The 26,290-nt window shown below is 37.0% G+C and carries 23 protein-coding genes; 15 read left to right on the top strand and 8 right to left on the bottom strand.

What is annotated here, in order from left to right:
• Both CRO54_RS16935 and CRO54_RS16930 read left to right on the top strand, forming a co-directional pair.
• Complete coding sequence (locus CRO54_RS16935) at positions 1 to 1,257, top strand: YdcF family protein (protein ID WP_171047958.1); 1,257 nt, start codon at positions 1 to 3, stop codon at positions 1,255 to 1,257.
• A gap of 45 nt (positions 1,258 to 1,302) precedes the next feature.
• Positions 1,303 to 2,484, top strand: coding sequence for a DUF5689 domain-containing protein (locus CRO54_RS16930; RefSeq protein ID WP_138765865.1), 1,182 nt, complete (start codon positions 1,303 to 1,305; stop codon positions 2,482 to 2,484).
• Between the two features lie 685 nt (positions 2,485 to 3,169).
• Here CRO54_RS16930 and CRO54_RS16925 read toward each other — a convergent pair.
• The 4 genes from CRO54_RS16925 to CRO54_RS16910 all read right to left on the bottom strand — a co-directional run bounded on the left by CRO54_RS16925 (position 3,170) and on the right by CRO54_RS16910 (position 5,866).
• Complete coding sequence (locus tag CRO54_RS16925; protein WP_097133271.1) at positions 3,170 to 3,574, bottom strand: c-type cytochrome; 405 nt, start codon at positions 3,572 to 3,574, stop codon at positions 3,170 to 3,172.
• Position 3,575: 1 nt separating this feature from the next.
• Positions 3,576 to 4,742, bottom strand: a complete 1,167-nt coding sequence (locus CRO54_RS16920; protein ID WP_097133270.1) for a PQQ-dependent sugar dehydrogenase — start codon at positions 4,740 to 4,742, stop codon at positions 3,576 to 3,578.
• A 188-nt stretch (positions 4,743 to 4,930) separates the two neighbouring features.
• Positions 4,931 to 5,104, bottom strand: a complete 174-nt coding sequence (locus CRO54_RS21255) for a hypothetical protein (protein WP_171047959.1) — start codon at positions 5,102 to 5,104, stop codon at positions 4,931 to 4,933.
• A gap of 138 nt (positions 5,105 to 5,242) precedes the next feature.
• On the bottom strand, positions 5,243 to 5,866 hold the full coding sequence (locus tag CRO54_RS16910) for a porin family protein (protein WP_097133778.1): 624 nt from the start codon (positions 5,864 to 5,866) through the stop codon (positions 5,243 to 5,245).
• A gap of 384 nt (positions 5,867 to 6,250) precedes the next feature.
• Between CRO54_RS16910 and CRO54_RS16905 the strand changes: the two genes are divergently transcribed.
• A complete protein-coding gene (locus tag CRO54_RS16905) occupies positions 6,251 to 7,957 on the top strand; it encodes a glycoside hydrolase family 3 protein (RefSeq protein ID WP_097133268.1) in 1,707 nt (568 codons plus the stop codon).
• A 48-nt stretch (positions 7,958 to 8,005) separates the two neighbouring features.
• On the opposite strand, the gene CRO54_RS16900 is transcribed toward CRO54_RS16905, so the two are convergent.
• Positions 8,006 to 8,515: a thioredoxin family protein gene (locus CRO54_RS16900; protein WP_097133777.1), complete on the bottom strand. Its 510-nt coding sequence runs from the start codon at positions 8,513 to 8,515 to the stop codon at positions 8,006 to 8,008.
• A 112-nt stretch (positions 8,516 to 8,627) separates the two neighbouring features.
• Here CRO54_RS16900 and CRO54_RS16895 point away from each other — a divergent pair, with 112 nt between their 5' ends.
• From CRO54_RS16895 to CRO54_RS16835, 12 genes are all read left to right on the top strand, one after another.
• Positions 8,628 to 9,284, top strand: a complete 657-nt coding sequence (locus CRO54_RS16895) for a TatD family hydrolase (RefSeq protein WP_240775164.1) — start codon at positions 8,628 to 8,630, stop codon at positions 9,282 to 9,284.
• Positions 9,285 to 9,361: 77 nt separating this feature from the next.
• Positions 9,362 to 10,165 (top strand): tRNA threonylcarbamoyladenosine dehydratase, encoded by an 804-nt coding sequence (locus CRO54_RS16890; protein ID WP_097133267.1) that lies wholly within the window; start codon positions 9,362 to 9,364, stop codon positions 10,163 to 10,165.
• Between the two features lie 89 nt (positions 10,166 to 10,254).
• On the top strand, positions 10,255 to 10,713 hold the full coding sequence (locus CRO54_RS16885) for a 6-pyruvoyl trahydropterin synthase family protein (RefSeq protein ID WP_097133775.1): 459 nt from the start codon (positions 10,255 to 10,257) through the stop codon (positions 10,711 to 10,713).
• A 36-nt stretch (positions 10,714 to 10,749) separates the two neighbouring features.
• Complete coding sequence (locus CRO54_RS16880; protein WP_097133266.1) at positions 10,750 to 14,004, top strand: UvrD-helicase domain-containing protein; 3,255 nt, start codon at positions 10,750 to 10,752, stop codon at positions 14,002 to 14,004.
• 58 nt (positions 14,005 to 14,062) lie between these two features.
• On the top strand, positions 14,063 to 14,359 hold the full coding sequence (locus CRO54_RS16875; protein WP_097133265.1) for a GIY-YIG nuclease family protein: 297 nt from the start codon (positions 14,063 to 14,065) through the stop codon (positions 14,357 to 14,359).
• A 154-nt stretch (positions 14,360 to 14,513) separates the two neighbouring features.
• Positions 14,514 to 17,354: a PD-(D/E)XK nuclease family protein gene (locus CRO54_RS16870; RefSeq protein WP_097133264.1), complete on the top strand. Its 2,841-nt coding sequence runs from the start codon at positions 14,514 to 14,516 to the stop codon at positions 17,352 to 17,354.
• Positions 17,355 to 17,616: 262 nt separating this feature from the next.
• Complete coding sequence (locus CRO54_RS16865; RefSeq protein ID WP_097133263.1) at positions 17,617 to 18,168, top strand: GNAT family N-acetyltransferase; 552 nt, start codon at positions 17,617 to 17,619, stop codon at positions 18,166 to 18,168.
• A 4-nt stretch (positions 18,169 to 18,172) separates the two neighbouring features.
• Positions 18,173 to 18,529 carry a bleomycin resistance protein gene (locus tag CRO54_RS16860; protein ID WP_097133262.1) on the top strand — a complete coding sequence of 119 codons (357 nt, stop codon included), beginning with the start codon at positions 18,173 to 18,175 and terminating at the stop codon, positions 18,527 to 18,529.
• Positions 18,530 to 18,682: 153 nt separating this feature from the next.
• A complete protein-coding gene (locus CRO54_RS16855) occupies positions 18,683 to 19,669 on the top strand; it encodes a pyruvate dehydrogenase complex E1 component subunit beta (RefSeq protein WP_097133261.1) in 987 nt (328 codons plus the stop codon).
• Positions 19,670 to 20,170: 501 nt separating this feature from the next.
• On the top strand, positions 20,171 to 20,806 hold the full coding sequence (locus CRO54_RS16845; RefSeq protein ID WP_097133259.1) for an OmpW/AlkL family protein: 636 nt from the start codon (positions 20,171 to 20,173) through the stop codon (positions 20,804 to 20,806).
• Positions 20,807 to 20,991: 185 nt separating this feature from the next.
• Positions 20,992 to 22,119, top strand: a complete 1,128-nt coding sequence (locus tag CRO54_RS16840; RefSeq protein WP_097133258.1) for a Fic family protein — start codon at positions 20,992 to 20,994, stop codon at positions 22,117 to 22,119.
• An 8-nt stretch (positions 22,120 to 22,127) separates the two neighbouring features.
• The gene (locus CRO54_RS16835) at positions 22,128 to 23,171 is read left to right on the top strand and encodes a hypothetical protein (RefSeq protein ID WP_097133257.1); all 1,044 of its coding nucleotides are present in this window, start codon (positions 22,128 to 22,130) and stop codon (positions 23,169 to 23,171) included.
• Between the two features lie 67 nt (positions 23,172 to 23,238).
• Here the strand turns inward: CRO54_RS16835 and CRO54_RS16830 are convergent, their stop codons facing one another.
• The 3 genes from CRO54_RS16830 to CRO54_RS16820 all read right to left on the bottom strand — a co-directional run bounded on the left by CRO54_RS16830 (position 23,239) and on the right by CRO54_RS16820 (position 26,217).
• Positions 23,239 to 23,799, bottom strand: a complete 561-nt coding sequence (locus CRO54_RS16830; protein ID WP_097133256.1) for a type 1 glutamine amidotransferase domain-containing protein — start codon at positions 23,797 to 23,799, stop codon at positions 23,239 to 23,241.
• A gap of 197 nt (positions 23,800 to 23,996) precedes the next feature.
• The gene (locus tag CRO54_RS16825) at positions 23,997 to 24,746 is read right to left on the bottom strand and encodes a glycosyltransferase family 2 protein (protein ID WP_097133255.1); all 750 of its coding nucleotides are present in this window, start codon (positions 24,744 to 24,746) and stop codon (positions 23,997 to 23,999) included.
• A gap of 187 nt (positions 24,747 to 24,933) precedes the next feature.
• Entirely contained in the window at positions 24,934 to 26,217 is a 1,284-nt protein-coding gene (locus tag CRO54_RS16820; protein ID WP_097133254.1) for a glycosyltransferase, read from the bottom strand.
• Positions 26,218 to 26,290: the final 73 nt, after the last annotated feature.

Here is a 26,290-nt window from a genome sequence, read left to right as displayed (position 1 = left end):
ATGAAAAAGTTACTGTTCGTATTACTCATATTTTTGCTGATCACGACAAGCGTATTTTCACAAGCTGTCAAGAAAGACTATCGTTTTATATCCAGCGGAAACCTAGTTCAAGATAAAAACTTTTATATTTTAACACTTTTTCAGCAACAGGAGGATATCAAAAATATCCTCCTGAAATCGAGTGCATTTAATCAGTTTGTTGTAGAGAAGAACAGACTGCTTAGCAAAGATATCAAGGAATCAAAGAGCTTGTCTTACCTAAAAGATATCATGTTTTCTGCCCGAGATATCGAGCAGGTAAAGAGTTCATTAGGAGATGTTTTTTCGAAAAACAGAGATTCCTTCAAAAGTTTGATCAGCAATCATTTAAGGCCATCCCAATATTTTAATCGTTTTGATGGAGAGGAAGACAGCGTACTTCTTGTGAGTGTTGTAGAACAGGCTTTGTACGGTTTAAATCATATATACAAGGTTTATGGTTTCGGACTTAAAGGTAAATTTAGCGAGATAGATTCTGCCAGTTATGATATCAAATCTGAAAATTATAAGAATTTGGTAGCACAGCTTTATGAGAAAACAGGTATTGCTAAGGAGGGCGATAAAAGCGAACTGTTTTTTGAACCTTCCTTGCGCATGGCTATGCATCTTTTAAAGATTAACAAACGAGACGAGGCTGCTAGATATGAACCTATGGAAGCTGGCGAAAATAAGAAAGCATTTGAACAGCTACAGCGTACCAAATGGAAGGACTATGAGTATGCTGTGATTTTAGTGCCCGGTAATGGACCGAAAGCAAATGAGAGGCTTAGCGAAAATGCTAAGAAGCGATTAAAATCATCTGTCGAAAGATATAATAGTGGTTTGGCTCCTTTTATTATGATATCAGGAGGTAATGTGCACCCTTTTCAAACGCCTTATAACGAGGCTATAGAGATGAAAAAGGAATTAATGACGCTTTACAACATCCCAGAGAAAGCTATCATCATGGAACCTCATGCCAGACATACCACAACCAATCTCCGTAATGCAAACAGAATTGTATACAGATATGGTTTTCCAATAGGCAAAAAAATATTGATCACTACTGATAAAAAACAAGCCGCAAAAATTGCCGACCCTTTGTTCGTGGATAGGTGCATCCGTGAAATTGGCCATGTGCCTTTTTTTTCGCTTAAAAAAACCTCAGAAATCGATTTAGAATACATCCCTGTTCTTCCATCCCTTTACATGGATTCAACAGATCCCTTAGACCCATAATCAAAATTTAAAAATATAAGTTATGAGAAAAAATATATCAAATTATTGGCTTTTTGCCTTTTGACCATCATTAGTATTTCTTCCTGTAAAGAAGAAAAACCTACATTCTCAGCGCCTAAACAAGCTACAGATATAGGCACCTTGCGCTCGCTATTATCTTTAACTTCTACGGAGAGCAAAGTAGTTCCGGATGGCTACACAGTTGCAGGACAGGTGATTTCAAACGTGTCTCAAGAAGATAGTTACACAGTTATCCTCCAAGATTCAGTGATCAATAAAAGTATTAGGATTCGTTTTGATGTGCCACATAGTTTCAAATCAGGAGATTTTCTGAATGTTTACTTGGCTAAACAAAATCTACAAATTGTAGATGGAGACTACGTTTTGAGGAATGTGCCCCTTATTTTCGCAAATAGAATTTCTGCGGCTACACTTACTCCCAGAGAAACAACTATTGCACTGGCTACGACCAATTATGCTGATTGGTCATCTACATTAGTTAAGTTAAAGAGCCTTAAAAAAACTGCTACAATAGATGATTCTACCTTTGTTTTTAAAGATTCCTTAACGAGTAATACGATTCAACTTCACGTTAGTAAACGCTTAAACTACACGGTTCCAGATAGTGCCTTATCGGTAACGGGATACCTTACCAAATTCAAAAACAACCTTCAAATTAGAATTAGAACGGGTAGTGACATCGTTAAATATGCAGTTCCAACAATAAAGACCATCGTAGAAGATTTTGAAATGGGAGGCCCAGCTTCTTATGCTTCTGGGGATCAAACTTTTACTAATCTTGCTTCTGGTAGTTGGGTGTTTAATGATGCTTCTGTACTAGGTCCTGTTGAAGTAAATGACCTGAGAAATGGTGTAGGATCCGTACGTTTAAGGGGAAAGAACACTGGTGGTGGCCATATCTACTCGCTATTTGATGTGAAGGGACTGAAATCTATCAAATTTTTATTTGGTGGCACCAAGCTTGGCGAAGGAGACGGTGATGGAAAAGACTATGCGGTAGAAGCATTGATTTCTAAAGACGCCGGAGTAACCTGGACATCACTAGGAACTAAAGTTGGACTTAAAGGTAGCTTCACAGAAATGGAGTATACGGTAAATGCTGGGCCAACAGAAAATGTGAGAGTGAAGATTGTTAACCAGTCTTTCCTTAGAAGCACAAATAACAGAATGAGAGCGAATATAGATGATGTTGTGTTGACCTATTAATTTGGGTAAAATCGAAAAGAGGAATTTACATAGGCCTAAAGCCTATGTAAATTTTTTTTTTGATCTTAAAATTTACCTTCGCAAAAGGATAAACTAATAGTTTCCCTTAAGCTTTAAATTTTCTGATGTTATGGCTATGAAAAGGGGTGAAAAGCCTATAAGTACTTCTAAAAGGAGTTGGAAAATGACTGACAATGCTAGAAAGATTGCGTATTTTTAATATAAGGGTTGATTGAATAAATAAGCCGAAAACAGACCATCTATAACTAATTTTATGAAGACAAAAACTACTCAATCTCAAAAATTATTATTCCAAAGGAAGCGATATTTAGAAAGTCTAAAATCTCATCAATTGGTTTAAATTTCTCTAAAGCAGAGCCTTAATTACAGGCGATAGCAAAGGACAGAACAAGTTTAAATTTCAGAAATGAAATCTGCAAAGATTTCCGTAGTGCAATAAAAAGCCATTGAGCTTTTTACGTGTGCTTATTTATTCGATAAGGAGCAGTGGCATGCGCTTCCTCAAGACTATTTCTATGCCTTATAAAAAGCAACAAACAACATTTATTGAAAGTAGGCTTTTCATTGGTCCTAGCTATGCTAGCTCCATCATTGTATGCGCAAAAATATTGGAAATTTCTGGCATTAGCTGAAGTTCTTAACTCAAAAATAATTTAAGAGAATCTTATTTCTCTTTTATCGCTGCTACCATTTTCTCGGTAACCAATTGTGTATTTTTATTCCCAAAAGAATTCCTGATGTAGTTCATCACATCTGCAATTTCATCATCCCCAAAACCTGATGGAGGCATCGCATTATTATACGCTACGCCGTTTACTGTTATTTTGCCACTCATTCCAAACTTAACCGCATAGATAGATTTTTCAGGGTATTTCGTTAAAAAATCAGCTTTTGCCAAAGGAGGAAATGTACCTTTTACGCCTTCGCCATTGGCTAGATGGCAAGTGATACAGCTTTCTTTGTAAAGTTCTTTTCCTCTGGAAATACTTGCGCTCAAATCTTCTTGTACATTAGAAAAAAAGGTAAAGGCGTAGATCGCTCCGCAACCTAGGGTGGTCAACAATTTCATGCTATGCTTTCGGACTAATTTTAACGATAGAACCAGAGCTTTCTATTACCACATAGATATTGCCATCAGGTCCTTGCTTTACATCTCTTACTCTACCTATTTTATCAAAAATGATTTCTTTCTTTACTACCTTATTTCCTTTGATAATTAAATGCTCCAAGTTTTGAAATTTCAATGAACCCACCAATAAATCTCCGTTCCAATCCTTAAAATTAGGACTGTTAACGAAAGTCATTCCGCATGGAGCGATAGAAGGTTTCCAATAAATTACCGGTTGCTCTAAGCCTGGTGCTTCGGTTTTGTCGGAGATGATAGAATTATCATAATCGATACCGTAAGTAATTAAAGGCCAGCCGTAATTTTTGCCTTTTTCTACAATATTTAGTTCATCTCCACCCTGTGGACCATGCTCATGTGCCCAAATGGTTCCTGTAGCTGGGTGTATCACCAAACCTTGCGGATTTCTATGTCCATAGCTCCAGATCTCAGGTAAAGCATCTTTGGTTTTCACAAAAGGATTATCTGTAGGAATTTTTCCGTCTTCATGTAAACGAACCATTTTGCCTTGTGCTTTGCTCAGGTTTTGAGAATTTTCTTTCTGTCCGCGTTCTCCCAAAGAAAGGAAAACGTAGCCTTTGTTATCGAATAAAATTTTTCCTCCAAAGTGAACGCCACCTCTAACATTTGGACTAGCTTTGTATAAATGCTCGATATTGGTTAATTGATGACCGTCTAACTTTGCACGCATCAAAGCCGTGTTTGCGCCATTATCCTCACCTGCTTCGCCTTCTTTTTTAGGAGACGAATAGCTGATGTAAATCCAACCGTTCTCTTTGTAATTTGGGTGTAATACCACATCTAACAAACCACCCTGTCCACGATAGTAAACTTTTGGTATGCCCGCAACTTCTTGTGGGTCTAATTGATTGCCCTTTACGAGACGTAATTTGCCTCCTCTTTCCGTTACCAAAACTCTTCCATCAGGTAAAAAAGCCATCGCCCATGGCATATTTAAACCAGTAACTATAGTTTCAGATTTTAGGTTTTTTTCGGTAAGGTCTGCATTGTTAGAGGAAATATTGCAATGGCTCATTAATAAGCCAGAAGCAACTAAAACCACTAGCATTAGGAGCAATTTTAAAGGTTGTTTAGAGAATTGAAGTTTCATATGTTGATAATGATATTTTCAGCTTTAATATGGAATAGCGATGTTCTCTTCATCTTTATAACATTTTTGGAAACATGGCTATTTCAAAAAGGATAATTTTCCTTAAAGATATTAAAATAGGATGTAGATAATTACATGTAAAGGGAGCTTTACAAAAAAAGGCATGGAAGTTATCCATGCCTTTTTCATTATTGACCGCGTTTGCGCTCGTTGTCTTTGTTGGAAGTTTGATCGGAACGTTGCCCTCCGGCATTGGTAATGCCATTCATCTTCTTGTCTTGTTTTACATCGTAGTGTGCTCTGTCGGCTATCGAATTCTTATGCATCGAGCCATTATTTTTTGGAAGATCTGTATTTTTCATCGTTTTATAATTTAAGTGATTAAAAATAGATTTATAGAATAACCTCATAACTTCCAGTTTAGTTTTAATAAAAAGAAAAACCCCCGATAAGCGAACGCTTAATGGGGGTTTCGATCTATGTTGAAACCGATCAATCGGTTAGAATTTTAGTCCCAAACCTACTTGGAATACTTGGTTTTTAAATTCTGGAGTAACTCTATCTCCATTCTCATTCGTTTTTTGGAAATCCAATGCATAACGACCGAAGATTCCAACTTTGTTGTTAAAGTCAAAACGAGCGCCAATTACACCTGCAACAATTGCCTTTTTAAAGCGGTCAGATTCGTCTTCAACGATTTGTTGCTGAGCTGTTCCAAATCCATTCTCAAACTTATTATTGGTAGACATTAAGAACGAAACTTGTGGTCCAGCAACTACGTTAAAACCCTCTGCTAACTTAATGCTTGCTAAAATAGGCACATCGATAAAGTGAGTAGTTTGAGTAAAATTACCGAAAACCGTCTCTGTTTTGTAACCTTTAGTAGAGTATAAAAGCTCTGGAGTAAAGGCTAAGTTTTCCAATAATTTGATGTCTAAAGTTAAACCGGCATTAAATCCTGTTAAGTAATTTGTTTTGAAATCGTTGTTGCCATCGTCTTTAATAATGTTGGAGAAGTTAGCACCACCTTTAATACCTAATCTAATGAAACTGTCTGTTGATTGAGCGTTTGCTGTAAGACCTGTAACGAACAAACCTAATGCTAGGATAAGTATCTTTTTCATTTCTTTAATTTTTTGTTTTTTGATGTTGACGAAGCCTTTTTTAGCAGCTTCATTCTGGATAAGCCCTCTCAAATAAATGTGCCAAATAAGAAAGTAGATTATTTGCAAGACGAGGTGTTACCCCTTTTTAGAGTATGTAAGAGGCAGATTTTTAATGGTTTGAGAAAAATATTTAACTGCTTTTTCGTGAACTTTAGAACCGCCTGTAGTGTATTGAAATTGATACAATGCTGTTTTGAAAATCGCCTATGGTGTATTTTTTATGATGCTTTATAAAAATGTAAGGCAAATAATTGGCAAGAACGAATTGATTACGCATCTTTAAAGGATTTTCCGCAATAAACTGCAATTGTAGAGAAGAACAACCAAAATTTTCAACACAAAATGAACAAGAAATTTCTTTACGCATTCGGTATCGTTTCCCTTTTGGCTATGGGAAAAGCCAATGCTCAACAGCCATCTTATCTAGATTTGCTAAAGCAGCAACCAATTTGGGTAGATTCTGTATTTAATAAACTGAGCACCAAGCACAAAATTGCACAATTGTTCTTTGTAAGAGCGCACACTAACTTAAGTAAAGCTTATCAAGATTCTGTTGGTAAAGTAATTAAGAGAGAGAAATTAGGCGGTGTTGTATTTTTTCAAGGAGGTCCGGTTAGGCAAGCGGTTTTAACCAATAAATATCAAAGTAAATCTAAAGTTCCGCTAATCATTTCTATAGATGGAGAATGGGGATTAGGAATGCGTTTAGATAGTACCGTTTCTTATCCTTATCAAATGGCATTAGGTGCCGTACAAAACAAAGAATTGTTGTATAAAATGGGTTTGGAAGTTGCCAAAGACTTCAAAAGACTAGGTATACAAATGAATTTGGCACCAGATGTTGATGTAAACAACAATGCTAAAAATCCGGTAATCAATTTCCGTTCGTTCGGAGAAAATAAATACAACGTTGCCGAGAAAAGTGCAGCTTATTTAAAAGGTATGCAAGAAGGTGGGCTTTTAGTTAGCATTAAACATTTTCCAGGTCATGGTGATACTGATGTAGATTCGCACTACGACCTACCACAGCTGAAATTTACCAAAGAGCGTTTAGATACTTTGGAACTTTATCCGTTTAAAGAACTGATTAAAAAAGGTGCTGCAGGCGTGATGATTGCTCATATGAATATTCCTTCGTTAGATGCTACGCCTAACTTGCCGTCAACTTTATCTAAACCAATTGTTACCGATTTGCTGAAAAATGAATTAGGCTTTAAAGGCTTAATTATTTCTGATGCGATGGATATGAAAGGGGTGACCAAATTCTATAAAGATGGCGAAGCGGAAGTAATGGGAATCATTGCTGGAAATGATATTTTAGAATTGGCTCACGATACTAAACAAGCGGTTAAAAAAATTAAAGAGGCGATAAAAGACCAGCGTATCAGCATGGAACGCATTGATGAAAGTGTGAAAAAAGTGCTAACTGCTAAGTATTGGGCTGGTTTAAATGTAAAGCCAGTGATCGACGAAAATAATGTTGTAGAAGATATTAATCGACCAGAAAGCCAGGCCTTGGTGCAACAATTAGCTGATGCCAGTATGACTTTGCTAAAGAGTCGTGATGGAATTTCGAGCTTAACACCTAAGAAAAGAACGTTAATCATCAATGTTGGAACTGCGCAAGCGACAACTTTCCAAAATGAAATTGTAGGTACTTACAAAAACTCTATTGCTTTTAACGTAGATAGAAGTGCGAACGCAGCTACGGTTGCTAACATCATCAAACAAATCAAAGATGATGACCAAATTGTATTAGCTATTGTAGATACTAGAACTCGTCCTGGAAATAACATTCCGTTGGGTAAAGATGCGAAAGATTTGATTACCACTTTGTCCGCTAGAAATGCGATGGTGGCTTTCTTTGCTAATCCTTACAACTTGGCAAACCTACCAGGAATTGAGATGGCGAGATCTATCGTAGTGGCTTATCAGAAAGAAGATTTTATGCAAAAAGCAGCGGCTTCGGTTTTTACTAAGAAACTATTGCCGACGGGTAAATTGCCAGTTTCTGTAAATGATATCTTCAAATACGGAGACGGATTATAGAATAGACTTATAAAAGTAAAGTCCCGAAATAATCTTTCGGGACTTTTTTTATTTTGCCAAACTTGGATTTACCGCTTTGTAGGTCCAATTCTTTAAAAAATCTGTAATTAACTTCGCACTGTGACCCTTTCCCTCTTCCAAATACCCTGAGTTTTGTATATGTATCACTTCGCCATTTCCATCTAGGATCAAGAATACAGGAAATCCAAAGCGACCTGGATTTTTAAGCTTCTTTAATACCGCTTCGTTTTTGTTTTCTGGACTGTAATTTACCAAGACAGTTTCAAAGTTGCTGTTTAGATAGTTTTTCAATTCAGGAGTTTCTTCTACCAGATTATGAAAACGGATACACCAAACGCACCAATTGCCACCAACTTGTACAAAAACATGTTTGTTTTCTTTTTTGGCTTTCGCTGCTGCAGCATCAATATCTGCTTGGGCATTTGCCGTAGGATTATAAATTTTAACGCCAGCACTCTCATTTTTTTGTGGTTGAGTTTGCGAAAAACCTGCCACACCAATGCTCATGGCTATCAAAAGAAACAGAAATCTCTTCATCATTTTAAATTAAGATAAATAATAAGTGCTACAAATATACACCTTTCAAGAATAGACTACTGTTTTTGTAGAGTAAATTTTTGCAATGTTCATTTGTTTATCTTTGCAGTAAATGAGCATGTTTCTAGATATCCATACCCATCAAGCCAAACAAGAACGAGCAGTGGTTGCCATCCAAAGTCTTTCTTTAACCGAAAGCACTTTTTTGGCCATGCCTAAGACCAAACCTATTTCTATTGGTATTCATCCTTGGTATGGGAAATTGGAGGAATTGCCTAAAAACATGAAATATTTAAGCGTTTTGGCTCGGCAAAAAAATGTAAAGCTGATCGGCGAGTGTGGCTTGGATAAGTTGAAAGGCGAAACAATGGAAAGCCAGCTGCAAATACTGGAAGATCAAGTTACCTTGGCAGAAGAACTGCAAAAGCCATTAATTCTGCACTGTGTAAAAGCTTTCGATGAATTGATTGCGTTGAAAAAACGTTTACAACCTAGCGTTCCAATGATTATACACGGCTTTAATAAAAAGCATGAAATGGCAGAGCAACTGATTAATCAAGGTTTTTATTTGTCGTTTGGCGCTGCGGTTTTAAAATCTGAAGAAGTAGCTTTTGCTATAGAAAAGACAAAACATCCATTCTTTCTAGAAACAGATGAAGCTGTGGTTGATATTAAAGAAATTTATACCAAAGTGGCCGAAATAAAAAAAATATCATTGGATGAACTGAAAGATATTATTTTTGCGAATTGGAAGAAAATTGGTTTATAGTTGTTTGGTTTGTTGGTTGTTTGGGTGTGCGCCATCCTATCTTTTAACTTTTTATTTTTAACTTTTTACTTAAGTAGATGTCTGATTTAGCTTGGTTATCGCGTTCGGCGTTATTGGTGGGCAACGAAGGAATTAAACTGTTGCAACAAAAACATGTATTGGTAATTGGTTTGGGAGGTGTTGGCTCTTTTGCCGCAGAGTTTATTTGCAGAAGTGGTGTTGGCGAAATGACCATTGTAGACGGAGATGTGGTAGATCCAAGTAACAGGAACCGACAATTACCCGCTTTAGCAACTAATCACGGGGTTAGCAAAGCTGAAATAATGAAGGAACGTTTGCTGGCCATTAATCCAGAACTAAAGCTACACGTAGTAGAAGACTTTCTAACTCCCGAAAGGTGTAGAGAAATTTTGACCGCCAAATTCGACTACGTGATGGATTGCATCGATAGCATTACGCCGAAAGTTACTTTGCTTTCTACAGCTTTGCAGTTCAATTTACCTATAGTGAGTTCTATGGGCGCTGGTGGAAAAATGGATCCAACCAAAATTCGCACTACTTACTTGCCCGATACCTATCAATGTGTTTTTGCACAATATGTACGTAAGCGTTTGAAGAAATTAGGCAATGCAAGTACCATCAAAGCTGTGTTTTCTATCGAAGAAATAATGAAAGATTCATTGATTATGACTGATGGGAGCAATTTTAAAAGGTCGGCTTACGGTACTGTGTCTTATTTGCCCGCTGCTTTTGGTGGCGTTTGTGCATCGGTAGTGATCAGAGATTTGTTGGGCTATAAAGTGGATATCGAAAAACGTCCAGAGCGTATCAATAAAAAAGCAATTGCAAAGGCGCAACAAAAAGGCGAAAAGAAATCCTAAAACTTATTTGTTTGAAGTAACTTTTATATCTGATGTGGCTCATTTTTCTTCGGCTTTGCTTGAGCTAATTTGGCGCTATGCAAAATCAGATGATACGAGTTACAAAAGAATTTACTTTCGACATGGCGCATGCGCTTTTTAATTATGATGGGCCTTGCAAAAACATCCACGGACATACCTATCGCTTGCAGGTTACGGTTTCGGGTTATGCTAACCAAGATCCTCAAAATGTAAAATGTGGTATGTTGATAGATTTTGGCCAGCTCAAAAAAATCGTCACCGAAAAAATCATCGATAAATATGACCATGCTTTGGTGCTTAACGAAGCTGTTCCTGCGTCTTTACGAGCAAGTTGTTATGCCATTTCTGAGAAGGTGCACTTCGTTGCTTTCCAGCCCACTTGCGAAAATTTATTGCTCGATATGAAGTTTAAATTACAGACTGCTTTTGAACATGATGGTTTTATTTTGCAGGCTATTCGCTTGTACGAAACACCAACTTCTTGGGCAGAATGGTGCAAAGAAGACCAGCCTAAAGCGTTTCAATAAATTTGTTGATTGATGGAGTTTGGTTAACTTCACTTCATGGCTGTAAAACCACTCAAAATACTACAAGCATCGGCGGGCTCTGGGAAAACCTTCAGCTTGGCGGCACATTACCTTACTCTACTTTTTAGTGGCGATAATAAATATCGGGAAATTTTAGCGGTAACCTTTACCAACAAGGCTACTGAAGAAATGAAAACCCGTATTCTCGAAGTACTCAAAGGTTTTGCCATGGGCGATGCTTCGAAGAAAATTGAGGATTATCGAGTGATTGTTTTGGCTGCACATCCTGAGCTTAGTGCAGAGAGCTTAAAGCTTAAAGCCGACAAAGTTTATCGTAAAATTCTGCATGATTATAGTCGCTTTGCGGTGAGTACCATTGATGGCTTTGTACAAAAAGTAATTCGTGGATTTGCTTTTGAACTTGGTTTAAATGCAGATTACACCTTGGAGATGAACTACGACAAGGTGAAAGATGAGTTGGTGCAGAAGCTAGATGAAAGTTTAAATCATAACCAACAATTATTACAATGGATTATTGATTTGGCTTTAGAACGCATTGGAGAGAACAAAAGTTGGAATTATAAATCTGAGCTCGTTAACTTAATTAGCGAGGTTTTTAAAGATAGTTACGAGGTTTTTGAAACTGCAATTAATGCATTGGGTTTGTCGAGTTTGGATGAACTTTTTAAAAACTACATCAGTGTTACTAAAGCAGAAATCAATCAATTTCAAAATAGATTGAAAGAGTTGGGTTCATCAGCATGGCAAGTTTTCGAAAATCACGGCATTTTAGTAGAGCAACTGAAAGGAAAATCTAGAAATGGATTATTAAAAGTTCGCAATATTTCGGATGGAGATTTTTCCAAGTTAGATGCGGTATTTAAACTCATTGATGAACCGGATGAATGGTTTCAAAAAGGCATTGATCTGCCAGCTTTTTATGGCGAATTGAATGCTCAATTGGGCAATATCAAGACTTATCACGAGCAAAATTTAGCAACTTACAGCTTATCCATCGCTTTTAACAAAAACCTTTATTATTTGCGTTTAATGCAAGAGGTGGCTGTTTTATTGAGCGACTATCGTAACGAAAACGACAATTTGCTTATCAGTGATGCACAAAAATTAATTACTGGAATTACCGATGACGCTGGAGATAATCCGTCCTTTATTTGGGAGAAAGTGGGTAGCAAGTACCGTAACTTCTTGTTCGACGAGTTTCAGGATACTTCCGTTAACCAATGGAAAAGTTTTCGGTCCATTTTATCCAACGCCATTGCTTCGCCAAGTCAAAAACACATCGATAATTTAATTGTTGGTGATACCAAGCAATCTATTTACCGCTGGCGCAACGGCGATTGGAATATCTTGCATCAACAGGCCAAACACGAAATTGGCGAGCATAATGTGCTGGATGAGAATCTAGAAGAAAATTACCGAAGCACCGAAAATATCATCACTTTTAATAATTATCTGTACCAAGCGCTGCCTTTGGTAGTGCAAAACCAGTTGAACACCAACGTTACCGAAAAATCAGATGAATTACTGGAATGGTGGGATGAAAATGGCTACAGCGATATTGTAACTTCGGTTTACGGAAAAGCGAAACAGAATTTATCGCCATTTACTAAATCAGGTGGTACCATCAAAGTTAAGCGTTTTGGCAAAGCTGATGTAGGTGAAGAACGAGCGGAAGAACGTTTTACAGAAACAGTTTATAGGGAAATCGCTCTTCAAGATGTGATTGACGAAATCAAAGTGCTACAAACGGAGAAAGCTTATCAAGCTAAAGATATAGCCATTTTGGTTCGCTCTAACTTCGAGGCAATGCTTTGTGTAACGCGTTTAATGGAGCAAAATATCCCAGTTTTATCTGGCGAAGCTTTAATGATAGCAAATAATAATGCAATTGATTTGATTATCAATACGCTTAAAATTTTGGTAGGAATAGACAAACAAACAGCACTTTACAAAGCAAATTGCATTTCGCTCTATCATCGTTTGCATGCTAGAGAGATATCGCCAACGGCTTATTTGGGCTTAACAGGGAAATCTTTGACCGATTTGTCCGCACTACTTCCGAAATCGCTATGCGAAAATTGGCAAAACTGGATGCAATTACCATTGATAGAATTGGTAGAAAACCTGATAGAAGCTTATGGTATTGCAGGTTTGAAACAACATATTCCTTACTTACTAGCTTTTAGAGATTTAGTTGCCAATGCAACTCGAATGGGCGAAAAAGGTATCGTCAATTTCTTGACTTGGTGGGATGAAGATGGCGTGAAGAAATCGCTGCCTTCGCCAGACGAAGCTGATGCGGTTCAAATTATTACTATTCATAAATCAAAAGGGTTGGCCTTTAGAGCGGTTTTTGTGCCCTTTTGTAACTGGGATTTAAAGACCAAAGCCAATTCTATTTTTTGGGTTTCGGCTGCCGAAACTGCGTATAAAGAACTAGGTGGAATTCCGCTAAAATTTGAAGACGATTTGAGTAATTCGAGTGTGGCCAAAGCCTATTATAAAGAAGTGTTAGATAGTAATTTAGATGCTTTGAATATGCTTTATGTAGCCACAACAAGGTCTAAGGATTATCTGTACCTATCGGTGATGGAAAAGAAAGATGCTTCGAATATCACTTCGGTTGGCGATGCTTTAGCACAGGTAATTAATCAGTTAAATGTTGGTGAAGAAGAGGGCTTTGAAGCTACCAATCGATATGAGATTATAGCAGATATAATTGAACCTGAAAAAGCCGAAGACAATAATGGTTTCGAATTGGAAGAATATCCAACGACCAATCGTTTGTCGGCTTTGTATGTTCCGTCACAAGAAAAACATTTACAACATGTGCTCAACATTGAGCAGTCTGGTCGGGTTGGTTCTATAAAACACGAAGTTTTGGCAAATGCCACTACAGCCCAAGAAGTGGAAGATTGCTTGAACGAAATGCTGCTCTCAGGTGTAATTGCTAAGGATGAATTTGATGGATTGAGAGACGGTGTGATGGAAGTGCTCAACCATCCAGAATTGAAAGCAATTTTAGCACAATCCACAGAAAATATTATTGAGAAGAATATCATCGATGCAGACGGAAAATTGCATCGCCCTGATAGGATTGTGGTGCATGCAGATGGCGTAACCATTATCGACTACAAATTTACTTTAGAACAAACGGACCAACACATCGAGCAGATTTTAAACTATAAGGATTTGCTAACACAGATGGGTTTTGGTAAAGTGAAAAGCTATCTGTTCTATGCCGTTAAGCAAGAACTAAGGGAGGTTTAATCAAGGTCGTCACTGCGAGGTACGAAGCAGTCTCTAAGCAAAAGGCTGATTTGAAAATATGGAGAGAGGTGGATTGGTTTATATAATAACAAATAAATTGAATACCGTACTTTACACTGGTGTAACGTCAGATATTCTATCTAGAATTTTGCAACACAAAAATAAAGAGTATTCGTTGGGATTTACAGCGAAATTTAATTGTGATAAATTGGTTTACTATTGTTTTTATCCAACAATTGAAGATGCTATCGCTGAAGAAAAGAGAATTAAGGGAGCAAGTAGGCTCTCTAAAATTAAATTGATAAAGAGTTTAAATCCTGAATGGAAAGATTTGTTTGATGAGATTAATATTTAATTAAAAAGAGATTGCTTCGTCGTTCCTCCTCGCAAAGACGTTCCTATTATCGTCGCTGTGACAAATGAAGCGGTCTTTAATAAACTACAGTTGAGTTAAAGAAAAAGAGTCCACTTCGCTTTACTGCGTTGTACTCGCAAATACGTAAATTAAAATGACCCCATTTTTAAAAGAAGTTGCTCAAGATTTAGTTGCCAAGTTTGGCGATGATTTACAATACTGTGCTATCGTTTTCAATAACAATAGGCCTGCTACTTATTTGCGAAAATATTTGGCAGATATTATTCAAAAGCCATTTTTTAGTCCGTCTATTTACACCATACAGCAATTTTTTTCAGGCAGTGTACAAGAAAAAAATGCTGATTTCTATTTGCAGTTTTTCACGCTATTGAAAGTATATAATCAGCTTTTGGCGGACGAAGGTTTATTGCCAATGAAAAGTAGTCAGTTTTTTCCCTTGGCTAAAATTATGCTGAGCGATTTTGCGCAAATAGACAACGATTTGGTAGATGCAGATAAGCTGTATCAGGAGATGGAAGAAGTCGCTGAAATCAACCTAGAATTCGATTATTTGTCTAAAGAACAATATGAATTTTTAGCACAATTTTGGCAATCGTACAGCGAAGGGAAACATAAAAAGCAGCAAGAGCTTTTTATTAAAATGTGGCGCAGAATGCCAAAGCTATATCATCGTTTTCACGAAGAGTTGAAAGCGCAAAATTATATCACCAATGGACGAGTCTATCGTCAATTGGCAGGCACAGATTTAACTGCTCTAGATTTTATCAAATCTTTTGAAAAAGGGAAGATTATTTTCGTTGGATTTAATGCGCTGACTCGTGCTGAAGCGAAGGTCTTTACACGACTGCAAGAAGCGGACAAGGCTCTATTTTATTTTGATACGGATGCTTATTATGTAGAAGATGAGCTGCAGGAAGCAGGTTTGTTCTTGCGTAAAAACTTACATCAGCTTGGATTGAAAAATGTTTTTGAAACACATAACCATACTTTTAGTTCGGAACAACATTTGGTAAATGTTTACAAAGTTCAAGGTCAAAGTGCGCAGGCTAAAATCTTAAATCAGGTAGTTGAAATTAACGAAGATGTTGATGAAGAAATTGGTACAACTGCCATTATCTTAGCCGATGAAAGTTTGTTGATGCCTGCTTTGCAAACTCTCAATGATGAGATAGATTTGAATGTGACCATGGGTTTTGCTTTGGCAAGTTCTACCGTTTTTGGCTTGGCCGATTTATGGTTGACAACCCAGTTGGAGCTCAAAGAAAATGACAAAGTAACTTACCAAACCCTCGAAGCTTTTGTAACGCACCCGCTCACAGGGTTAAGTGCCAAACTGAAATCAAATATTCAAGAAGCGTTATTGAAGGATAATGTGGTAAACGTCGATTTAGCTCGTCTGCAAAAGCAAGGTGGCATTTTCGAGAAATTTTATCACAAAGTAGATGAACCTTCAGGTTTAGTAAGCGAGCTGCTTGATGTGATGAGGTTTTTGTTAACGCGTTTATCTTCTCAAAAATCATTAAAAAAGATTGATGCAGATTTATTTGTAAAGACAATTGAGGAGTTAACCCGTTTGAATGACACCCTAAAAGATTTTGTGCAGGATGAAGAATTTCACTTTGTGGTACAACTCATTCAAAAATCATTGCAAGTTGTTTCGGTGCCCTTAAGTGGAGACCCGTTGAAAGGTGTACAGATGATGGGTTTGTTAGAAAGTCGTAACCTCAACTTTGATAATATCGTATTTTTAGGCTTTAACGAAGGGATTATCCCTAAAACTTCCATTGGAAATAGCTTCATTCCAGATGGTATTCGTAGAGCTTATGGCTTGCCAGTACTAGAGAATTTGGATGCAATTTCTTCTTATATGGTTTATCGTCTATTGCAAAGAGCAAAGAATATCAATTTTGTCTATAATAGTTTGACTGATGAAAGTAACACTGGCGAAGTGAGCAGGATTTTGAAACAGCTAGAGTATGAAAGTAACTTCAAATTCAATTATAGTGCATTAAACTTGCCAGTTAGCACAGCACCTCAGCAAGCTATCGAGATTGATAAAAACGACGAAAATATCCAAAAGGCCTTAAAGCGATACTTGAGCGGAGAAAAGGTGCTATCGCCCTCGGCGTTAACGATGTACATTTCTAATCCAATAGATTTTTTCTTCCGTTACATTGCGGAAATTAAGGAGCCGGAAGAAGTAACTGCCGTGATTGAAGCTAACCAGATTGGTTCAATTTTGCACAAGGTGATGGAGTATTTCTACGAAAATGAAATCAATAAAGAGGTCACTCCAGAAGTCATCAAACTCAAAAGAAAAGGTATAAAACAAATGGTTGCAAAAGCATTCAACCTTGTGATGACTAACAAAGAAGAAAGCACGTTGGAGTATTCTGGTATGCAGAAAGTGATTTTGGCTATTGTAGAAGCTTATGCAGGAATCATTTTAAACAGAGATGAGGCCGATGCACCGTTTACCATCTTAAGTTTGGAGGAAAAAATTAGCACGGAATTAGAATTTGAGCTGAACGGAAAAAAAGAACAGGTTAAACTGTTTGGTTTTATTGATAGGGTAGATGAAAGAAATGGTGTGGTCCGTATTGTAGATTATAAAACAGGCGGCGATAAATTGACTTTTTCTGCCATCGAAAAGCTTTTTGATACCAATGGAAAAAGCATCAACAAGGCTTTGATACAAACCTTAATTTATACTTATGCTTATGAAAGGCAATCGGGCAGAGCTGGCGTAGAGCCTAATCTTTTTATCGTAAAAACTATGGCTGATGGTAAGGTGCATTTTAATTCGAGGAAATTGGTGTTGTCTGATGTTTATTTGGAGGAGGTGAAACCTATTTTTCTAGAAGAGCTACAGGCTAAAATTGCAGAATTGTTTGATGTTAACGTTCCTTTTAGGGCTAGTCAAGTACCAGATAATTATAGTTACTCTATTTATAAGACTTTGTTTGGGGTTTGATTTGGCTAAAGCCGATGACGAAGCGGAAATCTAATTTATTTTTTTCTGTGTTTATTAAACTCTCGTCATTTCGACGATAGGAGAAATCTCGCAAAAAGAAAGTGTAACCTGTTAGATTTCTCCTATCGTCGAAATGACGGCTTAGGAGCGAAATGGAATTATGAATTTTATTATTAATTAGTGCCTACTTTTAATTCTGATTTAACTTAATTAGCTAAAGCCAAGTAGAAGTTCATCAACTAAAAAACTGTAAATTCAACCCATGTTAAACCTCAATTTTAATCCATTTCCTGAATTAAAAACCGAACGGTTGTTGTTAAGACAAGTGCTGCCAGCAGATGCTGAATCGCTCATGAAAATTAGAGGAAACGAAGAAGCGATGCGCTACATCCCAAGACCTCGGTCAAAAACAGTAGAAGATGCGTCGGCTATGATAGAAGTGTTAACTAGCGGAATCACTGAAGGCAAGTCTATCAATTGGGCTATTTCAAATATCGAGGACCCATTACAAATCTTTGGGATGATTGGCTATGTCAATTTCTATCCAGAACAATGCAAAGCCGAAATAGGTTATATGCTCCATCCAGATTATTGGGGGAAAGGATATGTGCCAGAAGCTATTTTAGAAGTAGAAAAATTCGGTTTCGAACAAATCAACTTAGAAATCATCGAAGCTAAAATAGACCCAAGAAATGATAATTCTAGGAAAATCCTACTAAGAAATCATTACCAATTTGATAGATTAGTGGAAAAGGAAATGACTTTTCAAGAAGAAGAAATAGACTCTGAATATTACATCAAAAATAAACAATAATGCCATGCTAAAAGCCGCAGTGCCAATTCTCGCTTCACTAAACGCCGATGAAACCATCAAGTTTTACACCGAAAAGTTAGGTTTTACCTTTCATAACAATTGGGATGGCTATCTCATTTTTAGTAAGGATGAGATTGAAATACATTTATGGCCAACTACAGATGAAGAAGTTCCAAAAGCTACAGGTTGTTATGTGAGAGTAACTGAAGTAGATGCGCTATTTGCGTTGTATAGGCAGCACGGGGTTGTTCATCCCAACGGACTACTGAAAAACATGCCTTGGGGCATGCGCCAGTTCTCTATTTTAGATAATAATGGCAACATCATCCATTTTGGCGAAGATATTTCTGGAGAAAAATAAACCTTTTCAGATTTTCATTTGGCAAATCAAACGTTTTAACACATTTTCTACTGCTTACGAAGCAATTATAATATTACAATTATGAGCTTTTTAAACCTTTGCATAGCAATAAACTAAATATTATATTTGCCTTCGTTAATTTTCAACAAAACAATGAGAGAAATCCAATTCAGAGAAGCATTACGCGAAGCATTGAGCGAAGAAATGCGCAAAGACGAGAACGTTTTCATGATGGGCGAGGAAGTTGCGCAGTATAATGGTGCCTATAAAGTAAGTCAAGGTATGTTAGATGAGTTTAGCGATAAACGTATCATAGACACGCCGATTGCCGAGCTAGGTTTTGCAGGTATTGGAATTGGAGCTGCAATGAATGGTTTAAAACCAATCATCGAGTTCATGACTTTCAACTTTTCGTTGGTAGCTATCGACCAAATCATCAACTCTGCAGCAAAAATGTTGTCAATGAGCGGTGGTCAGTTTTCAGTGCCAATCGTTTTCCGTGGCCCAACTGGTAACGCAGGTCAATTAGGTGCACAGCACTCACAAAACTTCGAAAACTGGTACGCAAACTGTCCAGGTTTAAAAGTGGTTATCCCAGCTACACCTTACGATGCTAAAGGTTTATTAAAACAAGCCATCTTAGATCCAGATCCAGTAATTTTCATGGAGTCTGAGGTTATGTATGGCGATAAAGGTGATGTGCCTGCAGAAGAGTATTACTTAGAAATCGGTAAAGCTAACGTGGTAAAAGAAGGTACAGATGTAACCATCGTAACTTTCGGTAAAATGTTAACCCGTGTAGTAAATCCGGCTGCCGAAGAATTAGCAAAAGACGGTATCAATGCAGAAGTTATCGATTTACGTACGGTACGTCCAATCGACTATGCAACTATCATCAACTCTGTGAAGAAAACTAACCGTTTGGTAATTGTCGAAGAAGCTTGGCCATTGGCTTCAATTTCTTCTGAAATTACTTTTAACGTACAAAAAAATGCATTCGATCACTTAGATGCACCAATTTTGCGTGTTACTTGTCAAGATGTGCCACTTCCATACGCACCAACTTTAATTGCGGCAAGTTTACCAAATGCAGAAAAGGTTGTTAAAGCGGTAAAAGAAGTAATGTACGTTACTAAATAAGAATTTTAAGCTATTAAATACAAAGTCCCGTTCTGCAAAGAGCGGGATTTTTTGTTTTAGAAAAGCAAGGTCAGTAGTGCTTAGGTTACGAAAGTCCACCTGTCCCGATATAGTCGGGAGCTTTTCGTTATAATCTTTTTGATGCCCATACACAAACCTCAAGGTTTACTTGCATCATGCCTATTAAACCTATGAGGTTTTCCGCTACCAAAAAGTATTAGCACTTCAATAGGGTTTTGATAATCCAAACCTGTACTCCTAGCCGGCTTTGACAAACTTCTAACACACTTATAGAAGTTTGTCAAAGCTAATGTCACTAAAAAAGCCTTTGCGTTCTTTGCGAAACTCTTTACTTTCTTTGCGGTAAGATTAAATACTAAGGTTTGAAATATTCGCAAATCAAAAAAAGTGAGTAACCAAAATCACTAAAACAACTGTAGTTCCTCATTAATTACATCGGCTACACCTGTTAATATTGTCTCAACAAAATAATACATCAAAATGAGAAAAATATTAACCTTCCTCCTATTCGCAGGACTATCAATTAACGGTTTTGCACAACAAAAAGGTGACTTTAGAATGCGTTTACGTGCTACGGCAGTAATTCCACAAGAAAGTGCAGACATTAGCGTAATCAAGGGCAATGTGGATATTTCCAATACGGTTATTCCCGAGTTGGATTTTACCTATTTCTTGGCTAAAAACTTTTCTGCCAATTTAATATTAGGTACAACTAGGCACGAAGTAAATGCCATAAATACTGCATTAGGAAACGTAGATCTAGGAAAAGTATGGCTGTTACCTCCAACTTTAACTTTTGCATATCACATGCCAGTAAGTAAGCAAGTGCAGCCTTATGTTGGCGCCGGAGTTAATTATACCATTTTCTATGGCGTTAAAAACGGGCCAGCCATTGCCGAAACCTCTTACAAAAATGCGTTTGCGCCGGCAGCGCAATTAGGTGTAGATTTCGATATCACTAAAAAGTTGTTTTTGAACTTCGATGTGAAGAAACTTTGGTTAAGCACCGATGCAACAGTAACTACCGTTCCTAGCGTGGCAGGTGGCGCTACTGTAGTTGCTGATACCAAAATAGATCCTTGGCTGTGCAGCTTCGGTATCGGTATCAAACTGTAATCTTTTCAAAACCAAATATAGTCCTCATGTTTTATTTAAGCATGGGGCTTTTTTTTAAAGTTTTTCTTAAATAAAGTTTCTGTTATTTAAGTTTTTATGTTTTTTTCTTAAATAGTGTTTTCTTTATTTAAGTTTTTATGTTTTTTCTTAAATAAGGACTATCTTTAGTTAAGAGATTATTGAATATGAATAATTACCAATCAGGAATTAAAATTAATCAGGGCTATTATAAGAGTTTTGAACCCTCTAAAATAAATAAGGAGTGGCAGCTTAACGATATGGAGATTATTCAATTGCTTAGTAATGCAGACAGGCAGTTGGGGAGATTAGATATGTATTCAGAGTATGTAAACATAGACTTGTTTATTAGAATGCATATCGCTAAAGAAGCGACGCAATCTTCAAAAATTGAAGGAACACAAACAAATATGGAGGAGGCCTTTCTTAGTAAGGAGGAAGTTACCCAAGAGAAAAGAGATGATTGGGAGGAGGTGCAGAATTATATTTCTGCGATGAATGAAGCAGTGAGATTGCTGCATAGTTTGCCATTTTCATCGCGGTTGATAAGAGAAACACATAAAATATTGCTTAATGGAGTAAGGGGCAAACATAAACTTCCAGGCGAATATAGAACGAGTCAAAACTGGATTGGAGGCGCTACTTTAAATGATGCTACTTTTATTCCGCCAATACATTCCAATATTCCGGAACTGATGTCTGATTTGGAAAAATTTGCAAATGACGAGCTTAATCCGTTGCCAGATTTACTAAAAATAGCAATTATACATTATCAATTTGAAACGATACATCCATTTTTAGATGGTAATGGTAGGGTTGGTAGGTTGCTAATTACACTTTATTTGGTTGCGAGAGGAATTTTGAAACAACCTATATTATATCTATCCGACTTTTTCGAACGAAATAGATTATTATATTACGATAACTTGATGAGGGTAAGGGTTAATCATGATTTAAATCAATGGTTAAAGTTTTTTTTAACAGGAGTAATAGAAACAGCAAAAAAGGGAGTAACAACTTTTGATGGAATTATGCAATTGCAGAAGAACTTGGAGGTAAAGATTAAAAGTTTGGGTACTCGTAGTGTCGATGCAAAAAAAGTAATAGAATATTTATATACACAACCAATTGTAGATGTGTCAAAAATAGAAGGAATAATACAAAAATCTAACGTTACAGCATATAAATTAATAAGTGATTTAGAGCGCTTGGAAATACTAATGGAGGTGTCTGGTGCGATGCGTAACAAATTGTATGTCTTTAATGATTATTTAACCTTGTTCAAAAACGATTAATTCATTCCATGGAACTCAAAGACGTAAAAATTTCCCGTAAGAAACCAATATTTCCAGTAAGCGAAAACTTACATAAATATTTACGTACCTATCAACGTGATGCTCGGTTACCTATTAAATACGAAGACCTGAAAGCCTTTACCGAAAGTTTTCCAATTATGGATAAAGACGGAAAAGATACGCTTTGGGAAAGCCCGATTTATGCACAAGGTCAAATTGAGGAACTACATAATGGCTTAAAAATTATTTACGCCAAACTTAAAGCATCGGGTAATTTGCGTATTGTAGAGCACAAATACATCGATAGAATTGACTATTGTACTTTTGGAAATACACATCCTTTTAGGATAAGAATTGTAAACCGTTTAAACGATGTTTACGATTATTTCTATGTGAAAAAAGCAGATTCATCTAGGATTTATGGATTGGAATTGGAAGAGATTTTATCGCCAAACCAAGTCAATTATTTGGTAGATGAAGACACCATGATTGAAGAACATATTGTGGGTTTACCTGGTGATGTATTCAACAAAGGGAAAATCCATCAGGATGATTTTAACCCAACCCGTATTGCAAAGGAGTTTGTGAAATTTAATGAACGTTGTTTAGTGACTTTACTTGGCGATATGCGTTCCTATAATTTTGTAGTACAAATCACTCCCGATTTTGATGACATTCAATTCCGTATCCGTGCTATAGATTTTGACCAGCAATTCTATGAAGGAAACATCAAAGTTTACATGCCCCAGTTTTTCAAAGAGAACTTTCAATTGGTAAAGTTGTGCATGGAGCATCTCACGGAGAAAACGGTTCAGCAATATAAACAAGAAGAACTTTCATCTATCGTACATAGGGTACGCAGTGAGCGCCATCGATTAACTGATTTAAGAGATGTTTCTAGAAAAGAAGAACTTACTACAGATGAAAATATTCAGAAACTGAAACGAAGTATGGCAGAATATTATAAAGACCCTGCTTATAAGGAGTGCGAGAATATGACAGATATTATTGAACTGAACCTCAAGAATATCATTAGACAGGTGAAGCTATAACTTGTCATGCTGAGTTTATCGAAGCAATTATGAAAACCCTTCGACAAGCTCAGGCTGACAAAATTATTTAAGCATGCTGCTCTTCATGCACACCTTCTGCAAATTCTTCCACCATTTTATCGTTAAATGCCGGCAGGTCTGCTGGGCTTCGGCTAGTTACCAAACCTTGGTCAACCACAACTTCTTCGTCTACCCAGTTTGCACCAGCATTAATCAAGTCTTTTTTAATTGAACTGTATGAAGTCAATGTTCTGCCTTCAACAACTTCAGCATCAATTAATGTCTGTGGGCCATGACAAATAGCTGCAACTGGCTTGCCCTGTTTAAAGAAATCTCGAACAAATGCTACTGCTTTTTCGTCGCCTCTTAGAGCATCTGGATTAATTACGCCGCCTGGCAATAACAACCCGTGGAAATCATCAGCATTCACTTGTGCTAAGGTTTTGTCTACCTTTATTTCTTTGCTCCACTCGTGGTCTTTCATTCCTTTTATACTACCTTCTTTCAGGGAAATGATTTGCACGCTTGCTCCTTCCTCTTTTAGCCTATTTAGTGGTTCAAATAATTCTGATTCTTCAAAGCCATTTTCTGATAGAATGGCGATGTTTTTATTGCTTAACTTTCCCATTTTCTTTATGTATTTAATAAAACAATCTTATTTAATACAAGCTGTTGGAGGGATTGTTTTGGGAAAATTTTTTGGTCCCGTCATTGCGAGGAGGAACGACGAGGCAATCTTACAACTATGATTGTTTAAACACTCGCTTTAAGATTGCTTCCCCGAAAAGTCGGGAAAGGCTGTACCTCGCCAATGACGAATAGTTTCTAGTCGTTGGTTCTTCTATGCTTCAAGAAATAGAAACCCAAGTTAAAAGCAATTACAATATGGTTAATCACATTGGCTATAAAACCATAATAATGGTTGAAAATTTTAAACCGTTCCTTTAAGCTTTCGCGATGCTTTTTCTTACTCATCCCACCAACTAAATACTTGGCAACATATAAATGGGTATTCACAATGTTAGATGCTTTTTTAGCGATTTTGATAATCCAATCGATATCTGCGCTGTATTTATACTGTAAATTATAAGGTTCGGTTAAACTACGTCTAATGTATATCGCCTGATGGCTAATGCTCATGCCGTATTTAAAGCTACGCCACGTAAATGTTTCTGGTGCTTGGTGTCTACGTTGCCCTAGACTATTCCAGTTTTCGTCGTACATTTCGGTTTCGCCGTAATAAATATCCGCATTGGGTGCAGTGGCAAAAACCCTTTCTACAGTATCCATCTCGTAAATTTCGTCACCAGAGTTCATGAACAGTACATAATCGCCGGTAGCTTGTGCCAAACCTTTGTTCATCGCATCGTAAATGCCTTTGTCTTTTTCAGAAATCAGCTTTGCTAAACGGTTTTCGTATTTCTTGATGATTTCTAAAGTACCGTCTGTAGATGCACCATCTATGATAACGTACTCGATGTTTTTATAGCTTTGGTTAAGCACCGAAAACATGGTGCGTTCGATATCTTTTGCGTTGTTGTAAACGATGGTGATGACAGATAGTTTGGGAAGCATAATGCAAGTTTAAGAGATTTACTCGTCATTTCGGCGAAGAATGAGAAGAAATCTAAAACTATGAAATTAGAGCCAAAAAATTTTAGATAATTGATGCATAAAGGAGCTAGATTTCTCTTCGTCGTGCCTCCTCATCGAAATGACTGAATAGGAAAGGTCTTTCCACTTTTGACTTTCTGCTTTTAACTTATTTAGGCATATCATCCAATAGTTTTAAATACAAAACTGCATGTTGCTCGGCAATTACGGTTGGAGCAAACGTATTTAAGATAGTTCGTCTTGCTTCTTTTTGCACTTCCTCTTTTTGTTCGTGAAGAAATAACCACTCAATACCATCAGCTAAATCTGAAGCATCTTTATAACGAGCTAAATAACCATTCTTTAGGTGCTTTACCATGTCGGGAATTCCTCCTGTAGTAAAGGCAATCACCGGAGTTGCACAAGCTAAGCTTTCCATTACGGTATTAGGTAAATTATCTTCTAAAGACGGCGTAATAAAAGCATCCGCTGCTGCGTAACATTTGGCTAAATGTTCATCTTTATTAATGGTTCCCAAAAAGGTAGTTTTAAATGGAAATTTTGGGACGTTTTCTTCATCTTTATTCCCGAAAATAACCAACTCAATCTGCTCATTCGGAATTTCTGGTCGGCGAGAAAGTTCAAACAAAGCATCTATCAAATATTGTGTACCCTTGTGCTTGTCGTTTTTAGATGGCATAAAACCACTCATCAGCACAAATTTTTCGGGAGCTATCTTTAATATTTTCTTGGCTTCTGCTTTTACGTACGGTTTAAAAACATCTACCTCGATGGTGTTGGGTATAACAGAAGTGTGGCGTAAACCCAATAAGCTACTTTCCTTTACCGATTGTGCCATCCAGTTACTCGGTGCAACCACATGAAAATTCAGTTCGGAGTAAGCTTTCTGTTTACGCTTCCAAGTTTGATGCGAAATATCTTTAGGTCCGCTCATTTTTAATAGCGGGCAATTGCCGCATTGACGATGGAAATTCTCGCAACTGTAACGGACATGGCAGCCTCCAGTAAAAGCATTGCTGTCGTGGAAAGTCCACACAATTGGCTTTTCCAGTTCATCTAACTCTGCTAAAAACTTCGGACTTAAAAAACCATGGTTAATCCAATGGATATGGATCACATCTGCTTCTTGGACTAGCTTATTTTTGAGTACGCTTTTGCCAAACCACTGCAATGAGAAAGGTGTTTTCACTTCCTTCTTAGAAAAAGCCTTTGCCAAATATCGCTCCGACATGATATTGAAAACCGCTTTGGCTTTAGCAAATGGACTTTTACTTAAGTTATAGATGTTTGGATTGTTGCCAAACTGATAATATACCAGCACTTTTGAATCTATGCCGATACTATTTAGTGCATCGCTTAAACGTAGGCAAGCCCGCCCAGCGCCGCCATTGCCATCGTATGTGTTTAGGTGTACTATTTTCAAAGCAATCAAAAATACATTTTTATGTTTAGGTTTGTAAAACCGATACTAAAATTGACTTAATTAAATTCCAAAGAACTTAAAA

The sequence above is a fragment of the Pedobacter xixiisoli genome, assembly GCF_900215335.1.
GTDB lineage: Bacteria > Bacteroidota > Bacteroidia > Sphingobacteriales > Sphingobacteriaceae > Pedobacter > Pedobacter xixiisoli.
Note: the sequence above shows the minus strand (reverse complement) of the source record. Positions and strands in the feature narration are given on the sequence as shown.